Source organism: Sphingobacteriales bacterium, from assembly GCA_016700115.1.
Classification (GTDB): Bacteria; Bacteroidota; Bacteroidia; order Chitinophagales; family UBA2359; genus UBA2359.
Window position 1 is genome coordinate 2,412,644 of record CP064999.1, and the last position, 17,739, is coordinate 2,430,382.

General features: G+C 39.4%; 12 protein-coding genes. 6 read left to right on the forward strand and 6 right to left on the reverse strand.

Going from position 1 to position 17,739, the window contains the following annotated elements:
• Positions 1 to 483: 483 nt before the first annotated feature.
• Complete coding sequence (locus IPM47_08605; GenBank protein ID QQS30964.1) at positions 484 to 1,539, forward strand: IS110 family transposase; 1,056 nt, start codon at positions 484 to 486, stop codon at positions 1,537 to 1,539.
• A 503-nt stretch (positions 1,540 to 2,042) separates the two neighbouring features.
• Here the strand turns inward: IPM47_08605 and IPM47_08610 are convergent.
• From IPM47_08610 to IPM47_08625, 4 genes are all read right to left on the reverse strand, one after another.
• Positions 2,043 to 2,465, reverse strand: coding sequence for a hypothetical protein (locus IPM47_08610; protein QQS30965.1), 423 nt, complete (start codon positions 2,463 to 2,465; stop codon positions 2,043 to 2,045).
• Between the two features lie 1,893 nt (positions 2,466 to 4,358).
• Entirely contained in the window at positions 4,359 to 5,264 is a 906-nt protein-coding gene (locus IPM47_08615) for an EamA family transporter (GenBank protein QQS30966.1), read from the reverse strand.
• Positions 5,265 to 5,289: 25 nt separating this feature from the next.
• Positions 5,290 to 6,291, reverse strand: coding sequence for a GTPase ObgE (gene obgE / locus IPM47_08620; protein QQS30967.1), 1,002 nt, complete (start codon positions 6,289 to 6,291; stop codon positions 5,290 to 5,292).
• Positions 6,292 to 6,374: 83 nt separating this feature from the next.
• The gene (locus IPM47_08625) at positions 6,375 to 6,950 is read right to left on the reverse strand and encodes an adenylate kinase (protein ID QQS30968.1); all 576 of its coding nucleotides are present in this window, start codon (positions 6,948 to 6,950) and stop codon (positions 6,375 to 6,377) included.
• A 370-nt stretch (positions 6,951 to 7,320) separates the two neighbouring features.
• Here IPM47_08625 and IPM47_08630 point away from each other — a divergent pair, with 370 nt between their 5' ends.
• From IPM47_08630 to IPM47_08640, 3 genes are all read left to right on the forward strand, one after another.
• Positions 7,321 to 7,635, forward strand: coding sequence for a DUF4286 family protein (locus IPM47_08630; protein ID QQS30969.1), 315 nt, complete (start codon positions 7,321 to 7,323; stop codon positions 7,633 to 7,635).
• Positions 7,636 to 7,971: 336 nt separating this feature from the next.
• Positions 7,972 to 10,926: a carboxypeptidase regulatory-like domain-containing protein gene (locus IPM47_08635; protein QQS30970.1), complete on the forward strand. Its 2,955-nt coding sequence runs from the start codon at positions 7,972 to 7,974 to the stop codon at positions 10,924 to 10,926.
• A 426-nt stretch (positions 10,927 to 11,352) separates the two neighbouring features.
• Positions 11,353 to 13,032 carry a sphingomyelin phosphodiesterase gene (locus IPM47_08640; GenBank protein QQS30971.1) on the forward strand — a complete coding sequence of 560 codons (1,680 nt, stop codon included), beginning with the start codon at positions 11,353 to 11,355 and terminating at the stop codon, positions 13,030 to 13,032.
• Between the two features lie 46 nt (positions 13,033 to 13,078).
• Here IPM47_08640 and radA read toward each other — a convergent pair whose 3' ends face one another.
• Positions 13,079 to 14,449 carry a DNA repair protein RadA gene (gene radA / locus IPM47_08645; protein ID QQS30972.1) on the reverse strand — a complete coding sequence of 457 codons (1,371 nt, stop codon included), beginning with the start codon at positions 14,447 to 14,449 and terminating at the stop codon, positions 13,079 to 13,081.
• A gap of 423 nt (positions 14,450 to 14,872) precedes the next feature.
• Between radA and scpB the strand changes: the two genes are divergently transcribed.
• Both scpB and IPM47_08655 read left to right on the forward strand, forming a co-directional pair.
• Positions 14,873 to 15,430 carry an SMC-Scp complex subunit ScpB gene (gene scpB, locus IPM47_08650; protein ID QQS30973.1) on the forward strand — a complete coding sequence of 186 codons (558 nt, stop codon included), beginning with the start codon at positions 14,873 to 14,875 and terminating at the stop codon, positions 15,428 to 15,430.
• Between the two features lie 155 nt (positions 15,431 to 15,585).
• Positions 15,586 to 17,220 carry an rRNA pseudouridine synthase gene (locus IPM47_08655; GenBank protein QQS31428.1) on the forward strand — a complete coding sequence of 545 codons (1,635 nt, stop codon included), beginning with the start codon at positions 15,586 to 15,588 and terminating at the stop codon, positions 17,218 to 17,220.
• Between the two features lie 8 nt (positions 17,221 to 17,228).
• Here the strand turns inward: IPM47_08655 and IPM47_08660 are convergent, their stop codons facing one another.
• Complete coding sequence (locus IPM47_08660) at positions 17,229 to 17,624, reverse strand: DUF4293 domain-containing protein (GenBank protein QQS30974.1); 396 nt, start codon at positions 17,622 to 17,624, stop codon at positions 17,229 to 17,231.
• Positions 17,625 to 17,739 lie beyond the last annotated feature (115 nt).

Below are 17,739 nucleotides of genomic sequence, written 5' to 3' on the forward strand. Positions count from 1 at the left end.
TGGTGCAAAATTAAATCAGAGTTGGTATTAAATGTCTGTGGATGACTTAAATAGTTGACTTAGCCTGTTCAGAATAATGGAAAAAGGCTGCCCTCCTTTAGGTGACAAACCGAGTAGTTTGTTTTCATCACCACCTTATTACCTTAGTAACCAACTAATTACACACTCAAAAAAAACCTTATTACCTCGTATGTTTGCCCGATAGATGCAAAGTAGTGCTTTTTAAGATAGAAGTGCTATTATGTGTGGGTTAAGCTCGGAAAGAGGAGAGGCATTATTACCTTGATAATCAAACACAAAGATATATCGCAAATAAGAATTCCCCCTCTTTCTTTTTTATACCTGTTCAGAAGACCGAATAGTATTTTGAGATATCGATCATCTAAAGGATGAAAAAGCATAATCTCGGATAGAAATGCGAGGATGGTTGGAGTGAGGTATTAGGTAGTTTAACCCATTTTTTCACTTTAAATCTTGCATAAGATGAAGAAAAAAGGAACTGAGAACTTGGGTGCTAAAAGAATAGTGCCACAAAAAGAAGTTATTGGCATAGATGTATCTTCTAAGAGCCATTCGGTTCGTATTGGATACAAACTGCCTATAGAGGAAACGGTACATATTGGAGAGGAAAAGACCTTTGCCAATGATGATCAGGGTCATGAAGCCTTGTTAGCGTATGTTACTAAATTCACCCACCCAGACTGTACTAACCGTGTTTTTGTGATGGAAGCTACGGGCATTTACCATGAGGATCTGGCTTATTATTTGGACAAGTCAGGAGCTTTTGTAACTGTTGTATTGCCCAGTAGAGCGATGGCATACAAAAAATCGGAAAATGTATTGTCAAAAACCGATGGTATAGATGCCCGCTTACTTGTTAAAATGGGCTTGGAGAAGACCTTAGCCCGTTGGGAGCCGCCATCAGCAGAGGTGTACGAACTCAAACAACTTTGCAGAGAACATGGTCGGTTAATAGCGGATAAAACAGTCGTGAAAAATCGTACACATGCCATGCTAAGGTCTTCCATGCCCTCTAAATCAACGCTTGGACGAAATCAAGAGTCTGTCAATCTCCTACAAAAACAGATAGAGGCGGTAGAAAAAGAAATGGCACTATTGGTTAGTAAACACAAGCCATTGTTAGAGGCAGTTAAGCGTGCCGTCAGCATTCCGGGTATTGGGCGCATCACGGCTACGATTGTGCTGGCTGAAACTAATTTGTTTAAGAATTTTAACAATGCCAAGCAAGTTACCAAGTACACAGGACTTGATATAGTACAAAGAGAGTCCGGCACTTTTAAAGGCAAACAACGCATCTCAAAGCACGGAAATAGTTTTTTGAGAGCAGCACTCTATATGCCGGCACTATCAGCAGTAAGGTATAATATGCCTATCAAAGACTTGTTTGACCGAATAACTGACAAGAGTGGCATAAAAATGAAAGGCATCACGGCTGCAAGCAGGAAACTGCTCTGTTTAATGTGTTCCATGGAAAAAAACAAAAAGATTTTGATAGTCATTACCATCAAAAACGGGTAGAAGCTACTACTGCCAAATCGAATAAGCTTGCACATTGCCTGTAAAAAAGAAAACAGTGCAAGTTCTAAAAATGCAAATACGTTTGCATAATAATAACGCTATCTAAAATTACCAACGGGTAAACAGATTTAGCGTATATATTGTAAGTGTTCATACAAAACAAAAGTAGCAAGAGAATTAACTCTTGCTACACAGGATAGCTATGTCCTAAACGAATAGTCACAACTTCCAACAGCAAAATTAAAACTTTTTTAAAAAATCCTAAAAAAATTTATCAATTCCCTTTGAAACTAACATAGTATCTTATTGTCCGAAGTGCATACATCCCTTTTTTTTATGCTTTCATTTTTATAAGGTATTAAGGTTGTGAGTTTACTTGTTATATATTTTACTAAGGTAATAAGGTTATACCATTACATTGTCAAAAATAACCCATCCAATTTAAAGGCTTTAACCAATCTTGCGTAGTGCAAAATCAAATCAGAGTTGGTATTAGTTGGTCATCAGGAGGCTATTTTTGTGTCTTTTATGGCTTGGTCCCTTTCTAAAGGTATCGCGGCCGTTTCTAAGGGTATCGTGGCCGTTTCTAAGGGTGTCGTGGCCGTTTCTAAGGGTATCGTGGCCGTTTCTAAGGGTATCGTGGCCGTTTCTAAGGGTATCGTGGCCGTTTCTAAGGGTGTCGTGGCCGTTTCTAAGGGTGTCGTGGCCGTTTCTAAGGGTATCGTGGCCGTTTCTAAGGGTATCGTGGCCGTTTCTAAGGGTATCGTGGCCGCCGTAAAGGGGCTTAGAAACGGCGAATAGGGATGTAGAAATGGCGAAAAGGGGCTAATGGAGACCGGAGGTTGGCATATATCAGCCAAATGGTAGTATAAAACCGTCAAAAGATGGGTTAAAATCGCCGGAAGGGGGTAGATAATTGGCGACAAGGTGAGTTTTATGGAGAATTGCTTCCAAAATACTTTAACCGTTTAATCGAGCATCTACAAAGATAGTACAAGTTAAGATGATTTGTCTGATTGAGATGCCAAACAAGTATTTTTATTGATTTTTTTTATATTTCGCACCTATCCTGTTTTCTGTTGCAGGGGTAATACCTTTACGTTGTTTATAATAACCCATCCAATTTAAAGACTTTAACTAATCATGCGTAGTGCAAAATCAAATCATAGATGGTATTAAATATTTAGTATGTCCAAAATTATCCATTTTATTTTTAAAAGTTTGCTTAGTTGAAGTCGAACCAACTGCATATCAATAGTTCAGTTGTAATTGTCTCAAATAACCTGTCTGAAAAGCCCTCTATATATTTTAAAGAGTAGGTTAAGCCCACAATATCATTTTACCTTATGAGAAACGCTTCGAAACTCTTTGCGAAACGCTGTGTTACCCTCCTCTCAGAATGATAGTCCGGCGTTGGCTGATTGTAATGGAATATCTGTGGAATCGACTTGGCATTGTCAGAAAAAAAATGACTATGTAAAACCCGAATCAAATAAACTCACCCTTCAAAGCTTTAATTCGCCTCCGCAAAGGCTTAATGCACCCCTGCAATAACCAAAAGTCCCCCTGCAAAGACTTGTTGCACCCCTGCAATGACATATTGTGCCTCCGCAAAACTTTATTGTGCACCTGCAAAAAGTTAAAGTTCCCTTGCAAGGGCTTATTGTGCCTCCGCTAAAGCTTCATGCACACTTGCAAAAACTCAAAGTACCCCTGCAAAGACTTATTGCACACCTGCAATGACTTATTGTGCCCCTGCAATAACTCAAAGCACCCCTGCAACGCCTCAATGCACACCAGAAAATTCTGCGAAAATCTGAGTTATCTGCAGGAAAAAAAATGAGAACCTTCAACGCCACAATACACGTCAGCAAATTTTGCGAAAATCTGAGTTATCTACGTGAAAAACAATTCGAACCTGCAACGCCCCAATATACAGCAGCAAAATCTGCGAAAATCTGTGTTATCTGTGGGTAAAATAATATGAACCTGCAAAGACTTATAGCACACCAGAAAATTATGCGAAAATCTGTGTTATCTGCAGGAAAAACAGTATGAACCTGCAACGCAACAAAACACATCAACAAATTCTGCGAAAATCTGCGTTATCTGTGGGAAAAACAAAGTGAACCTTCAACGCTACAATGCACACCAACAAGTTCTATGAAAATCTGGGTTATCTGCGGGAAAAACAAAGTGAACCTGCAACACTTCAATGCACACCAACAAAATTCTGCGAAAATCTGGGTTATCTGCGGGAAAAACAAAGTGAACCTGCAACGCCTCAAAGCACACCAAAAAAATTCTGCGAAAATCTGTGTTATCTGTGGGAAAAACAATGTGAATCTGCAACGCCTCAAAGCACACCAAAAAAATTCTGCGAAAATCTGTGTTATCTGTGGGAAAAACAATGTGAATCTGCAACGCCACAAAACACATCAAAAAAATTCTGCGAAAATCTGCGTTATCTGCGGGAAAAGCAATGCGAACCTGCAACAACCCAGTGAACACCAGAAAATTCTGCGAAAATCTGAGTTATCTGCGGGAAAAACAAAGTGAACCTGCAACGCCTCAAAGCACACCAAAAAAATTCTGCGAAAATCTGAGTTATCTGTGGGGAAAAAAATGTGAATCTGCAACGCCTCAATACACACCAAAAAAATTCTGCGAAAATCTGTGTTATCTGCGGGAAAAGCAATGAGAAACTGCAACACTTCAATGCACATCAACAAGTTCTGCGAAAATCTGCGTTATCTGCGGGAAAAGCAATGCGAACCTGTAACGCTTCAATGCGCTCTGCAATCGAGCGAATATAATAACTACCTCGAAGCCAGATAAACCCCTCCAAGGATGAGCATTAAGCCGATACCGTAGCTCCACCCGATAGTTTCGCCATCATAAGCTCCAAACAAAACGGCCACAAAGGGAATCAGGTAAGTTGTCGTGGAAGCAAATAATGCACTTGTTTGCTGAGTCAGTTTAAAGTACAAAATACCGGCTAAAGCAGTATTGAAAACGGCTAAAATAGCCAAATAACCCAAGGCGGTATAGGCATAGCTATTGGTTTGTATAACAGAAAAAATATCAGAACTGAACAGGTAAATTGCAGCTAAGGGTCCCAGAAGGGCAAAAACCACGCTGTTCAGGGCGGTTGCAGGGATGTCCTGACAATATTGTTTCAATGTGTTTACACTAATGCCATAACATAACGTAGCAATCAGGACATAGAGTCCATAAAAGTAGTTACTGTTTCCGTCATTATTGTCCGGTGCGGTAGTAAAGACCAAAACTACAGCACCTGCAAGCCCTAACAATACACCGGTCAGTTTTCGCCATTCAAAAACGACATGATAGACCAATATTCCGATAATCAGGGTAAATAAAGGGGTAAAGGAGTTGAGAATACCGGCAGCAGCACTTGGAAGTTTTGCCTGAGCTGCGGTAAAAAGAAAGGGAGGCAGTCCGCTGCCTGAAATGGCAACCACCAACACATAAGGCAGGTTTTTTTTATTGATATGCTTTAATCCGCTGAAAAGAAAGGGCAAAAGTGCTAACATTGAGAAGAATATGCGAATTGTTGCCACTTGCGGGGGTGAAAAAACCAATAAACCTTTTTTCATGAGGATAAAAGAACTACCCCAGATAACAGCCGAAGCTATGAGCAATATCCAACTTTTCAGAGAAGGGCTATCGCCGGTATTATGAACGTTTGGGTTTGTTGGCATATATTGTGGGAGAAGGAAATTGGGTTTAGTTTTCGGGTTTATTCAGAGTTAGCCAAATCAGGTCTTTAAGTTGGGTAATTCCTTCTCCAGTTGCAGATGAGATAAACACAAAAGGGATGCGCTTTGGTAATGTGGGGATGAGGAGTTGTTTTAGCTCTGAATCAATCAGGTCAGATTTTGTCAGCACTAAAATTCTTTTTTTATGGGTCAGTTCCGGATTATAGAGTTTACATTCTTTGAGGAGCAGGTCATATTCTTTTTTTATGTCCGGAGAATCTGCAGCAATAAGAAACAGGAGGATGGAGTTTCTCTCAATATGCCGCAAAAACCGGTGACCTAAACCTTTACCTTTATGTGCGCCCTGGATAATTCCGGGAATATCTGCCATAACAAACGAGCGATGATCGCGATAGGCAACAACACCGAGGTTAGGGACGAGGGTGGTGAAGGGGTAATCTGCAATTTCGGGCTTAGCTGCCGAAACTGTTGCTAATAACGTTGACTTTCCGGCATTTGGAAGCCCTACCAACCCTACGTCAGCCAGCAATTTAAGTTCTAAAATTTTCCAGACTTCCTGACCCGGTTCACCGGGTTGTGCATATCGCGGGGTTTGGTTTGTAGGAGATTTGAAATGTGCATTGCCTTTCCCGCCTTTTCCTCCCGGAACCCAAATCACTTCCTGACCATCTTCGGTGATTTCAAAGTCAGTTTCGCCTGTTTCGGCATCTTTGGCAACTGTACCCAAAGGGACTTCAAGAATAATATCTTCACCTTCAGCACCGGTTGATAAATTTCCGCTTCCATTTTTTCCGGATTCGGCTATGATGTGTTTCCGGTATTTCAGGTGCAGTAAGGTCCATAATTGAGCATTTCCGCGCAAAATAATATGCCCGCCTCTGCCTCCATTACCTCCGTCAGGGCCACCTTTGGGAATATATTTTTCGCGGCGAAGGTGAACAGACCCCGCCCCGCCGTTACCGGAACGGCAACAAATTTTTACATAATCTACAAAATTACCACCTTCCATATATTTCACCCATCAACAACCGGAATCCGGGACAATCAACCCTGACCGAATTGTGGTTTTAAAACAGCAATGTTATTCAGAAACTAAATCAAATTATTTATTTCGGCGCAGAGAAGGTCTGTAATATCGTCAATACTGCCTTCGCCATCAATATTAACAAGCTTGCCCAGCTTTTCGTAATGGCCGGCAACAGGAGCAGTTTTTGAATGATATTCCTGAATGCGTTTAAGTACAGTCTCTTCACTGTCATCAGTTCTGCCTGATGTTTTTCCCCTTTCTAATATCCTACGGGTCAACTCTTCTTGTCCTACCTGTAAAGACAGTACTTTGCTTATTTCTGTTTGTTTTTCGAAGAGCAACCGGTCGAGGGCTTCTGCCTGAGCAACTGTTCTGGGAAACCCGTCAAAAATAAATCCGTTTACTTTTCCGGCATATTCATCTAATTTATCGCTAATCATGCCAATCACTACTTCATCAGGCACTAAAATCCCATTTTCCATAAACTTCTGAGCCTCTAAGCCCAACTTGCTTCCTTTTGCCATTTCTTCTCGTAGCAAATCGCCTGTTGAAACGTGTTTTAGGCGATACTGCTCTATTAAAAAAGAAGACTGCGTACCTTTACCGCTTCCCGGAGGTCCGAACAATATTAAATTCAACATTACTGGATACTGTTTACTTTTTTAAAGGGGCAAAGGTATGAAAAATATATGAGTGATAGATTTTTAGCTTTTTCGACCTTTAACCTCATTGATTTTAAGTGCATGAAGTTGAGTACCTGCCCTTTCTGATTAATTAATTTAACGGACTTATATTTTATTGGAATACTAAAACCCAAAACTGAACTGTCTAATCGTCCTGCACAATCAATCGTTAGATAACCCCCCAAAAAATCTAAAAGATGTTTTAGTAATCTGGAACAAAAGCAAAAAACTGTTTCCCGATTCGACATCCTGACGATTTAATGATTAAGTTTGCATAATACCAACAGGTGGCACCGGAAAACATTTTTTCTAAAAAAAACAGGTTGAGATGTATCTTTATAGCGTTACGGTAAAAATTGACCTTAGCAAACACGACGACTGGTTGTTATGGATGCAAACTGAACATATTCCTGAAGTGATGAAAACAGAGTTGTTTCAAAAATTCCGGGTTTGCAAATTGATGGAACAGGATGAAAGTTCAGGAGTTACTTATACAATTCAATATCAATGCAAAAATATCGCCGATTATTTTACCTATCAACGCGAGTTTGCCCCAAAATTGCAAAGACAACATGCAGAAAGATATGCCAATCACTTTGTGGCATTCCGAACTTTGCTCAAAATAGTAACCGAGTCCGGATAACTGAAAGTTATTGAGTTGTTGTACTTTTCAACTACATTCAATTCATATTCAGAATTTCAAAAATAATGTGTTCCGGCTGTTGATTAAAAAATCAGGAATTTTAATTATTGTTTTGGTGGTTAATGAATAGTGCATATCTTTACATTTATTAATCGCAATATAAATAGCGTAGTAATAGCCGCTCAATTTAAGATTTTGAGAATTATTGTCTGTTGAACAGTGTATAATTCCAATCTGTGAGTTCACAATAAAGCAGTCATTCTAAAATTGGTATTGTTTTTGTTTTTTAAAGTAAGACTTGAAACAAAAGCAGAAGAAAATTAAAATCATCCCGACATGAAGAATACTTGTTGTGCCGTGCTATTGCTGTTAGGCCTGTTGTGTGTAATAACAGTTTCTGCACAATCCTCAGACCCAAGACTAAAAAAGGCCAATCAACTCTTTGATGAGTTTGCTTTTCCGGCGGCTGCCGAACAGTACAAAAAAATACTGGCAAAAGATGATGATCTATCGGAAGCCAAAATCAAATTAGCAGAATGTTATCGCCTGATGAACATGCCTGTTGAATCTGAATACTGGTTTGAACAAGCTGTTGAGTTGCCTGAAAGTGAGCCGGTACATAAATACTATTATGGAATGGCGTTAAAAATGAATGGCAAGTTTGATCGCGCCAAACAAATGTTTTTAGAATACGCTCAGTTAGTACCTGCCGATTCCCGAGGGTTGAGGCAAGCAGAAGCATGTGAACAGGCAAATTATTTTCTATCCAATCCGGGTATTTACCAAACTGCATTGGCAGCTTCAGTCAATTCCGACAAAGCCGATTTTGGCCCTGCTTTTTACAGTGAAGGCATCGTTTATTCCTCAGAATCCAATGTGAAGGATAAAACTAAGATATACAATTGGCGGGAAGCTCCCTTTTTAGATCTGTTCTATTCCAAACAAGACGGCGATAATGTTAACAGCCTTTTGGCACCGGAGCCTTTCAAAGGGAAGGCAAATACTTGGGTACATGAAGGAACCGTTACTTTTACCCAGGATTTTAAAACGATGTATTTTACGAGGAACAATTATCAGAACGGGATTGTAGGCTACGATACCGAACAAAAACTAAGCACGGTAAATTTAAAAATTTATGAAGCTAAATCTGACGGCAATGATCGTTGGGGCAGCGTAAAAGAACTGCCTTTTTGCAGCGATGATTTCTCGGTCGGACATCCCACGCTGAGTGCTGATGAGCAGGCATTATATTTTGTCTCCGATATGCCGGGCGGGTATGGAGAAACCGACATCTATGTCAGTTACAGAAGCGGCGACAGTTGGAGCAGCCCCGAAAATCTGGGCCCTGAAATCAATACCGAAGGACGCGAAATGTTTCCATTCATCAGCAAAGACAATACTTTGTATTTTGCATCCGATGCTCTTCCGGGTTTGGGAGGCTTAGACGTTTTTTCCTCTCAGTTACAGGATGACGGAACCTGGAGTGCTCCTGAAAATCTTCGCTATCCAATTAACACAAATACGGATGACTTTGCTTTTATCATAGACGCATCAAACGCAAAAGGGTATTTTTCTTCAAACCGTCCTGGCGGGAAAGGTGATGACGACATTTACAGTTACACTAAACTGACCAATATTTTACTTGGAGTTGTAGTTGATTGCAACACACAAGAACCAATTGAAGGGGCTATGGTAGAACTTGTTGAAAACGGGAAAGTGATGCAAAAAAGAAACACCAATGCAAAGGGCGGTTTTTCTTTTCCCATTTCTCCCGGCAAGTCCTATGAAGTCAAAGCCAGCCGCCTCAATTATGAAGACGGGAGTCAAACTATTTCAACCGTTGGCATGAGCGGCACCCAAGTTGAAGTTAAAATTCCGCTATGTCCAAAAGGAGGTCCCGGCTCAACTGCTGCAGCAAAATGTAAGGGCGAGGGTATAGTTTCCGATAAAAGCACACAAAAACCGGTTGAGGGAGCCATTGTTACCTTGACCAATGTGGACACCCGCGAAGAAAGAACGGTAGTTACTGATGCATCCGGTAAATATTCTTTCGATTTGGATTCTGAATCGGACTTTGTCATTCATGCAGCCAAAGAGTATTATTTTACCGAAGTAAAATCCGTATCAACCAAAGGCAGAGATTGCGCCTCACCGGCAGAAAGTGTCATGCCATTGGATTTCCCGATTATAAAAGTAATTGACGAAACCAAAATCGGGCCACAAGGACAAATTCAGCCACAAGATCAGGTGGTAATTACAGATGGTATTCCGAGTGATTATCTCAATCTGAACCATATTTATTATGATTTTGACGAACACTATATCCGTAAAGACGCAAAACCCGAATTAGACAAAGTGGTGGATTTTATGTACCGAAATCCTTCTATTATTCTGGAACTTCGTTCGCATACTGATTCCAGAGGTACTCACGAATACAACCGCGCTTTGGCAGAAAGACGAGCACAATCAGCCCTGGATTTTATTATTGGCAGAGGGATTGGCGCTACCCGAATTTCAGCAAAAGGTTTTGGAGAAACTCAACTGACCAACGAGTGTTCAGATGGAATTCCTTGTGATGATGCGCGTCATCAGGATAACCGGCGAACAGAATTTGCCATTGTAGGCTACGCCGCCAATGCTATTTATAGCGCGCCCAGATATTTCGGACTTCAGGATTATCACCGGGGGAAAAATTATTACAAAGATAAAAATTTAATAAACGGTGGAGCTGGACATAGCAGCTACCAACCCAATAGTGAAGATAGCAGTAAAAATCAAAGTTATACGGACAGCAGTTATGACTCTGAAAACAGCTACAGCAAACCAAAAAGCAGCGGTAAATCTAAAAAGCTGCCTCATGCATATTCAACAGATTTTGACTCTGCGAAAAATAAAACAAAGGATTCAAAACCTGCAACCGCAGGAAACAACAGTGCCGGCAATTATACTTCAACCACTACAGCAGACAATTCAGGCACTCCAACTTATTACGATAACCTTACAGCCGGCAAAGACGTAACTCCAATCAACGCAAACACAAATAAATCTGCCGGAGAATACCGTATTCAGTTAGGTGTTTTTCGCAATCCCGACATCTCACAATTTGACAAATTGACGGATATTGGAAAAATAGGGCTTGAAACAAGCACCTCTGGCGATGCTCAACGGGTATTGATTGGCAACTTTTCAGACCAAATGAGCGCAGATGAAGCACTTTACAAAATAAAACAAAGGGGCTTTAAGGATGCATTTATGGTGAGTTATGTTAATGGTTTGCGAACAGGCAGATAAATTCAGACTCCATAAAACAGGATGTACATAAAACGGGGTAAACATTATTAGACATGTTTACCCCGTTTGTATAAAGACGATAAAAGTAATTTGAGTAAAAGAATTTTTTTGTGTTATTTAGTTGTAATTGGCGTAATGTATCTTAATTGACCATTTCCGCTGCCAATAGAAGTAAGTTTATAGGACAAAATTCTTTTAAAGATAAACTGAAATAGAAACGTGAAGCCAAAGTGAACAATAAGTCAGGAAGTAAACAGTCCTTAAAAATAGCATTTTAAAGAACTATCCAAAGAATAACTAACAACCAAACAAAATCAATCAATCAATATCAGCCAGAATAACAATTTAAAAGATCTATCGTTTATATGCGCAGGGGGTATCAATCAAATCCTTTAATCAAATCACTACTACAACACACACAAAGCAATGGAGCATTTAATCAGAGGTTGTGTAATCTCTCTTTTACTACTGCTGTTTACCCTGTCAATTACATTTAACCTAAAAGCCGAATCTTACATTTTACTCCAAAACAACACTTCTTTACCACTTTGGGTAACCACTTCTTTACAATCGTCCACTGTATTATCAGATGATGCCTGGTGGGGGAAAGAAGGCATTATTCCGGCATGGCAACCAGAAACCAATGTGTTATGGACAAACAGAAATGTCGGCATTAAAAATGGGAATAATTATTATTTCACTATTGGAATATATACCGACACCGATACTATTGAATTTAAAGTTTGGTTGCACGGATTGGTCTTAGGTAGCAGAATGAAGTTTGCTTTAAACACCAAAGACACAAATAAAAGCTGGCATAGCAACAATGAATTTCACGATGTTGACTTTATGCTGAACGGTAAAAAAATGACCGCAAAGTTTGCTGCCTGCAACACGCGTGCTGCAAACAGCGATATTTTGTTAGCTATTCACGAACATCAGCCTTATCCCGCCAATCCCGTTGATTTGATCAACCCAGATATAATCAACGTACTATCTTATAATGTTTTTCTCTTAAAACCGCCTATCGCATTTACACATCAGCAGCGAAGAGCTTCTGTTCTGCCTCAGCAAGTACATGGTTATGATGCCATTATTTTTAACGAAGTTTTTTACAATGCGGCACGGGATATTCTCTTACAAGGACTATCTTTTGAATATCCATATCAGACAAAGGTATTAGATAAAAATGGCAGTTTGTTTAGCGGAGGGGTGGTGATTGTAAGCAGATGGCCGATTGAAGCAACCAATCAACACATTTATTCCAATTGTGTAGGCGAAGATTGTTTTGCTGCCAAAGGAGTTATGTATGCAAAAATCAATAAACTCGGCAGAAATTATCACCTTTTTGGTACTCATGCTCAGGCAGGAAGGAGTAAAAAGAGAATTGCAGCCAGACAATTACAACTGGAAGAACTTTATCAGTTCGTCAGTCAACAAAATATACCCTTATCAGAAGCAGTTTTGATTGGAGGTGATTTGAATGTTGATAGGGTTAAAAATAATTCGGATGAATATTGTAAAATGTTAGAAGTTGTTTCTGTTCAGGAACCTTTTTATGAACTCAATAAGTACACTTTTAATGGGAAAGACAACTATTATTGTTCAGATGATTACAGAGTCTCTTACTTAGACTACATTTTCCCGCATAAAAGTTTTTTAAAACCTTTAAAAGCGACCAATGAAGTGCGTGTTTTCAGGACAATTGAAGACAAGCTTTGGCGCATTTTTGATTTATCCGACCATTTTTCGGTTTATGGCAAATTTGTTTTTGCTCCTGCTACAGTTGGGCAAACCAATCAGGAGGTTGACAATCCGGTATTGCAGGTAGCATCTGCTCCGCCTGCCTCCACTGAATCAATCCTAAATAAACTTTCTGCTTATCTTGCTACTATTCAAAGTAGTGGAGATACAACTTTTGTAAATATGCTTCACAACTTATACTACTATGCGAAACTGTATCAGCAAAATTTAGTAGCTAATGCCGGAAGTTATATTGACACGGAAGCTTTAAAAAAACAGGCTACTTTTATGAGTCAACAGGGGCGCACCTTAATACAGGTTCAACCTACTACCTTGTTTCCGGGTACAACTCGAAAAAAATAAACTGCATCAATACATCCGGTTTGAAAAAAACTGAAAACAAGGACCACTACTTAAAAAGTACACCATATAAGTCTTCAACAGTATTTACCGGTACCAGTTGAATTTTGTATTTATTTTCGGGAAGACCTTTATGACTTGCTGAGAGAAAGATTTTTTTGAAACCTAATTTATCTGCCTCTGCAATACGGGGTTCAATGCGGTTAACGCTTCTCACTTCGCCCGACAAACCTACTTCTCCGGCAAAACAGGAGTCGGGGGGTATTGTAATGTCTTCAAACGAGGAAAGCAGCGCACTGATAATAGCTAAATCTATGGCAGGGTCTTCTACTTTCAGGCCTCCGGCGATATTGATAAAAACATCTTTATCCCCAAACCGGAAACCGCTTCGTTTTTCAAGTACCGCCAGCAACATATTCAGGCGACGATTGTCGAACCCTGTAGTTGATCGTTGAGGCGTGCCGTAAGCAGATCTGCTGACTAAGGCCTGAGCCTCGACCAATAAAGGGCGCATACCTTCTATCATAGCGGCAATACTGATACCGCTCAATAGGCGACTGTTTTCAGAGATGAGAAGTTCAGAAGGATTGCTCACCTGTCTTAGTCCATGTTGTTGCATTTCGTAAATTCCTAACTCTGCAGTAGAACCAAATCTGTTTTTTTGAGTTCGCAATAACCGGTAACTATGATGTTGGTCGCCTTCAAAATGCAGAACCGTGTCCACCATGTGTTCCAAAACTTTCGGTCCGGCGATTTGTCCGTCTTTGGTAATATGTCCTACAATAAAAACAGGGGTACCTGTGTCTTTTGCATAGCGTTGAAGTTCTCCGGCACATTCTCTGATTTGTGAAACACTACCTGCGGCTGATTCTAAAATGGGTGAAACCAACGTTTGTATTGAGTCAATTATACAAACATCCGGGTTCATTAATTTTAATTGTTTAAAAATATTGTAAAGATTAGTTTCCGTCAGCAAGAAGCAATTAACATTAGAAACACCCAACCGGTCGGCACGCATTTTTATTTGTTGTGTGCTTTCTTCGCCGGATACATACAACACTTTGTAGTTACTTTGTACTGCTAACTGAAGCATAAGGGTTGATTTTCCAATCCCCGGTTCACCACCAATTAATATTACAGATCCTGGTACAATTCCTCCACCTAATACCCGGTTTAATTCTTCGTCTGCAGTTTTCAATCGCCTGCTTTCAACGCTTTGTACCTGTGTGATTCCAATTGCTTCGTAAACCGAAGGCTCAAACCCTCCAATCAGCGTGGCTGCTGTTTCTTTTGAGTCGGGGTGATGAATTACTTCTTCCACATAACTGTTCCATGTATTGCAAACCGGACACTTTCCAAGCCATTTTGCCGATTCTGCACCACATTGCTGACATAAATACCTGGTTTTTATCTTAGCCATTTTTTTAAAAAAAGGAGGTGAATTTTTTATTTGGTCTGTCAAATTGTTCAATTTGATGGAGTTGCTACTTTTTTAATACTGATGAATACAATCAAAAATGCCGGCAGACAAACTCAAAGGTAAGGAGTATCCTACCTTTTCAAAAATTTAATCTGGTCTCTGGCTTTAAAGTCTTAAAAAACAAAGATGTAATACTTGCTTTTATCTTTATTCTAAATAATCATCACAAAGGCAGTCAAAAAAATCGTACCTTTGATGCGTTTTAAGATAGATTCAATAATCGGACATTAAGGCACCGGTTTTTTATATCATGAGCTTTGGCAAGCATTTAATTTTCCTGAAGAGTTATCCCTCATTTCCATTAAAATGAAGGCATAATAAAATTCAGTATTTACCTTTTTCAACGCCGGTTATCTCAGTATTTTGGACAGCATAGCATTACATATTGAAGCAATCATTTTTTCAGCAAATCAGGCAGTATCAGAAGCAGAAATTATAGCTGCTTTAGAAAAAACTTTGGAAATTCCGATTTCCGCAAAACAAGTGAATCAATACATCCATGAGATTAGGCAAAAGTATATCAACAACAATTTTGCTTTTGAACTGATTCCTATTAGCGATGGCTATCAGTTTTTGACCAAAACTGCTTATCATAAAACAATTTCAGTTTATCTGAACATCAAAGCCCGAAAAAAATTATCAACTTCTGCAATCGAAACTTTATCTATTATTGCTTATAAACAACCCGTTACCAAATCAGAAATAGAACAAATCAGAGGGGTAAACTGTGATTACAGCATTCAAAAGTTATTAGAAAAAGAACTGATTGAAATTTCAGGACGAAGCGATTTGCCGGGAAGACCGTTACTTTATGGCACCACTCAGTTATTTATGGATTATTTCGGACTTCAATCTATTGCCGATTTGCCAAAACTCAAAGAAATTCAACCACAAAACAATCAAATAGGAACGCCGGAATAAGGCGTGCTGCCATCAGGCTTTATTTTTAATATTTATTCCCGTTAATTATGAAAAAACGAAACACCAAATCCAATGCCATATCCGGTAAGAAAAAAAACGCATCACAAAATAACTTTTCTCCCAAAAAAATAAAAGGGGGAGAGTTGAAGAAAAGCATGAAAAACAGAAAAATAGAAGCTCAGGAAACACAGGAATTGGCAAAAAGATTTAAGAGCTTTATTGATAAAGATCAGGAAATCGCAAATACTGCAGAACAGAAAAAAAGATATGAGTACAAATCTCAAACAAAACATGGAAAAGATCGTAACGAGTCAGGAGGCAATACGGGTTATTACGGTCGAGAGGACAGAAACTATTCAAATAGGTATGGCGATAACCAAAAGGACAAACGGAAAACCTATTTTAAACAGGAGGAAAGCAACGAAAAACCCTATTTAAAAAGAAATTCGGACTATTCCTCAAAAAGAGAAACCTATTCCAGCAAAGACGAACAGGAGAAAAACCCGAACTATTCCAATCGGAGTGATAGAGAGGACAAACCTTTTTCAAAAAGCAAAACCGGCTATCCGAATTTAAAGAAACGCACTCTTGGACATCAAGATGAACAAGACAGGCCAACGAACTATACTTATCATCATGAGCGGGAAGAAAGAACCTATCCTAAAAGGAAAACCGGCTTTCCTGTGTTGAAAAAGCGCATCTTCACTTCTAAACAAGAGAATATTCAAAAGGAAAGACCCCAATCTGATGAAAACAGAGAAATAAGTAAAAGGAAAGAAAACAAACTTGAACAACCCTCGAAACAGGTCAAAATTTTAAAAAAACGGCTAATTATTCCTGCTCGCGAAGAAAAACCGGACGAAAACAATCATAATAAAAATGAGTGGGAAGATCGAAGGAATTACTCTGATCATAAAGGATTTATCCGAAAACCGCTTATTAAAAGAATTGATAGAAAGTTGGAGGTTAAGAAACGAGTAACCTTAGCTGGAAAACAGGATATTAAAACCCCTGTTTCAGTTTACGAAGAATTGCGCACAACCGGAATGAGATTAAACAAATACGTTGCAAGCGCAGGTACAAGTTCCCGCAGACAGGCAGATGAGTTAATTGCAGCCGGAAAAATTACCGTAAACAATGAAGTGATTACTGCCATGGGGCATAAAGTTTTTGATAAAGATGTTGTACGGTATAATGGTAAAGTGTTAAATCCCGCTCCATTAGTGTATGTGCTGCTAAATAAACCTAAAAACATTATTACTACCGCACGCGACCCGGAAGGACGGCTTACTGTTCTTGACCTTGTTAAAAACGCAACAGAGGAGCGGCTTTATCCGGTCGGGCGATTAGACCGCAACACGACCGGCTTGCTTTTATTGACCAACGATGGCGAATTAGCTCAAAAACTATCTCATCCCAGCAGCGAAGTGCCAAAGATATACTATGCAATTTTAGACCGTCCTTTATTAAAGCAGGATTTAGACAAAATTTCAAAAGGTGTCATTTTGGATGATGGACTTGCAACCGTTGATGAAATTGCTTATGTAAATGCCAATGACCGAAGCGAAGTTGGTATAAGCATTCATTCGGGCAGAAACAGGGTTGTTCGTCGTATTTTTGAACATATTGGATACGAAGTTCAAAAACTTGACCGCGTAATGTATGCCAATCTGACTAAAAAGGACTTGCCCAGAGGAAGGTGGCGCATGCTTGCACCAAAAGAAGTGTTGGGACTAAAATTAATCAAAGCCCAAAAGCAAACGTCAGAAGATTTCGAATTGGAAGATTGACACCGCTTCTACCGCAGCCTATCCATAGACCGGATAAGTTTAATATCGTTTTTAACTCCTCGTATTGCTAACAATACAAAAATGGCTCCTAAAAGGGGAAAGGCAGTTCCATAATGTGGAGAGTCGTTTCCGGGTGTGGTAAGTGCATAAAAAATACCGGCACCTAAAATTGCAGCTATCAGCAGAGTTGCTAATCTGCATAGATTTACCTGCAAATTGCGGTTTTTATATAAAAAAACAGTTGTCAGGCTAACTATTACAACCAAAGCACTCAAAGCAACAAGTGATGTGTAATTCAAGGTTTTCAATATCGTGTCTCCACTGATAGCAAATGGCGTAAAAATAAAAATGCTGCTAAAGATAGCAGTGAGCAATAGGTAAACAGATTGAATTCGCTGTATCATAATGGAGATTTTAGATTGCAAAAGTACTAAACAGAAAATTCTCAAGCAAACACAATCTTAATAGATGAAACTTCCATTCGTTAGAGTTTTGATTATCAATAGTTGTATTCCATAT

Bases quoted from the DNA above. Each gene is read 5' to 3' on its own strand.
- IPM47_08605 (QQS30964.1), top strand. From the start codon at position 484: ATGAAGAAAAAAGGAACTGAGAACTTGGGTGCTAAAAGAATAGTGCCA.
- IPM47_08615 (QQS30966.1), bottom strand. From the start codon at position 5,264: ATGCCAACAAACCCAAACGTTCATAATACCGGCGATAGCCCTTCTCTG.
- obgE (QQS30967.1), bottom strand. From the start codon at position 6,291: ATGGAAGGTGGTAATTTTGTAGATTATGTAAAAATTTGTTGCCGTTCC.
- IPM47_08625 (QQS30968.1), bottom strand. From the start codon at position 6,950: ATGTTGAATTTAATATTGTTCGGACCTCCGGGAAGCGGTAAAGGTACG.
- IPM47_08630 (QQS30969.1), top strand. From the start codon at position 7,321: ATGTATCTTTATAGCGTTACGGTAAAAATTGACCTTAGCAAACACGAC.
- IPM47_08635 (QQS30970.1), top strand. From the start codon at position 7,972: ATGAAGAATACTTGTTGTGCCGTGCTATTGCTGTTAGGCCTGTTGTGT.
- IPM47_08640 (QQS30971.1), top strand. From the start codon at position 11,353: ATGGAGCATTTAATCAGAGGTTGTGTAATCTCTCTTTTACTACTGCTG.
- radA (QQS30972.1), bottom strand. From the start codon at position 14,449: ATGGCTAAGATAAAAACCAGGTATTTATGTCAGCAATGTGGTGCAGAA.
- IPM47_08655 (QQS31428.1), top strand. From the start codon at position 15,586: ATGAAAAACAGAAAAATAGAAGCTCAGGAAACACAGGAATTGGCAAAA.
- IPM47_08660 (QQS30974.1), bottom strand. From the start codon at position 17,624: ATGATACAGCGAATTCAATCTGTTTACCTATTGCTCACTGCTATCTTT.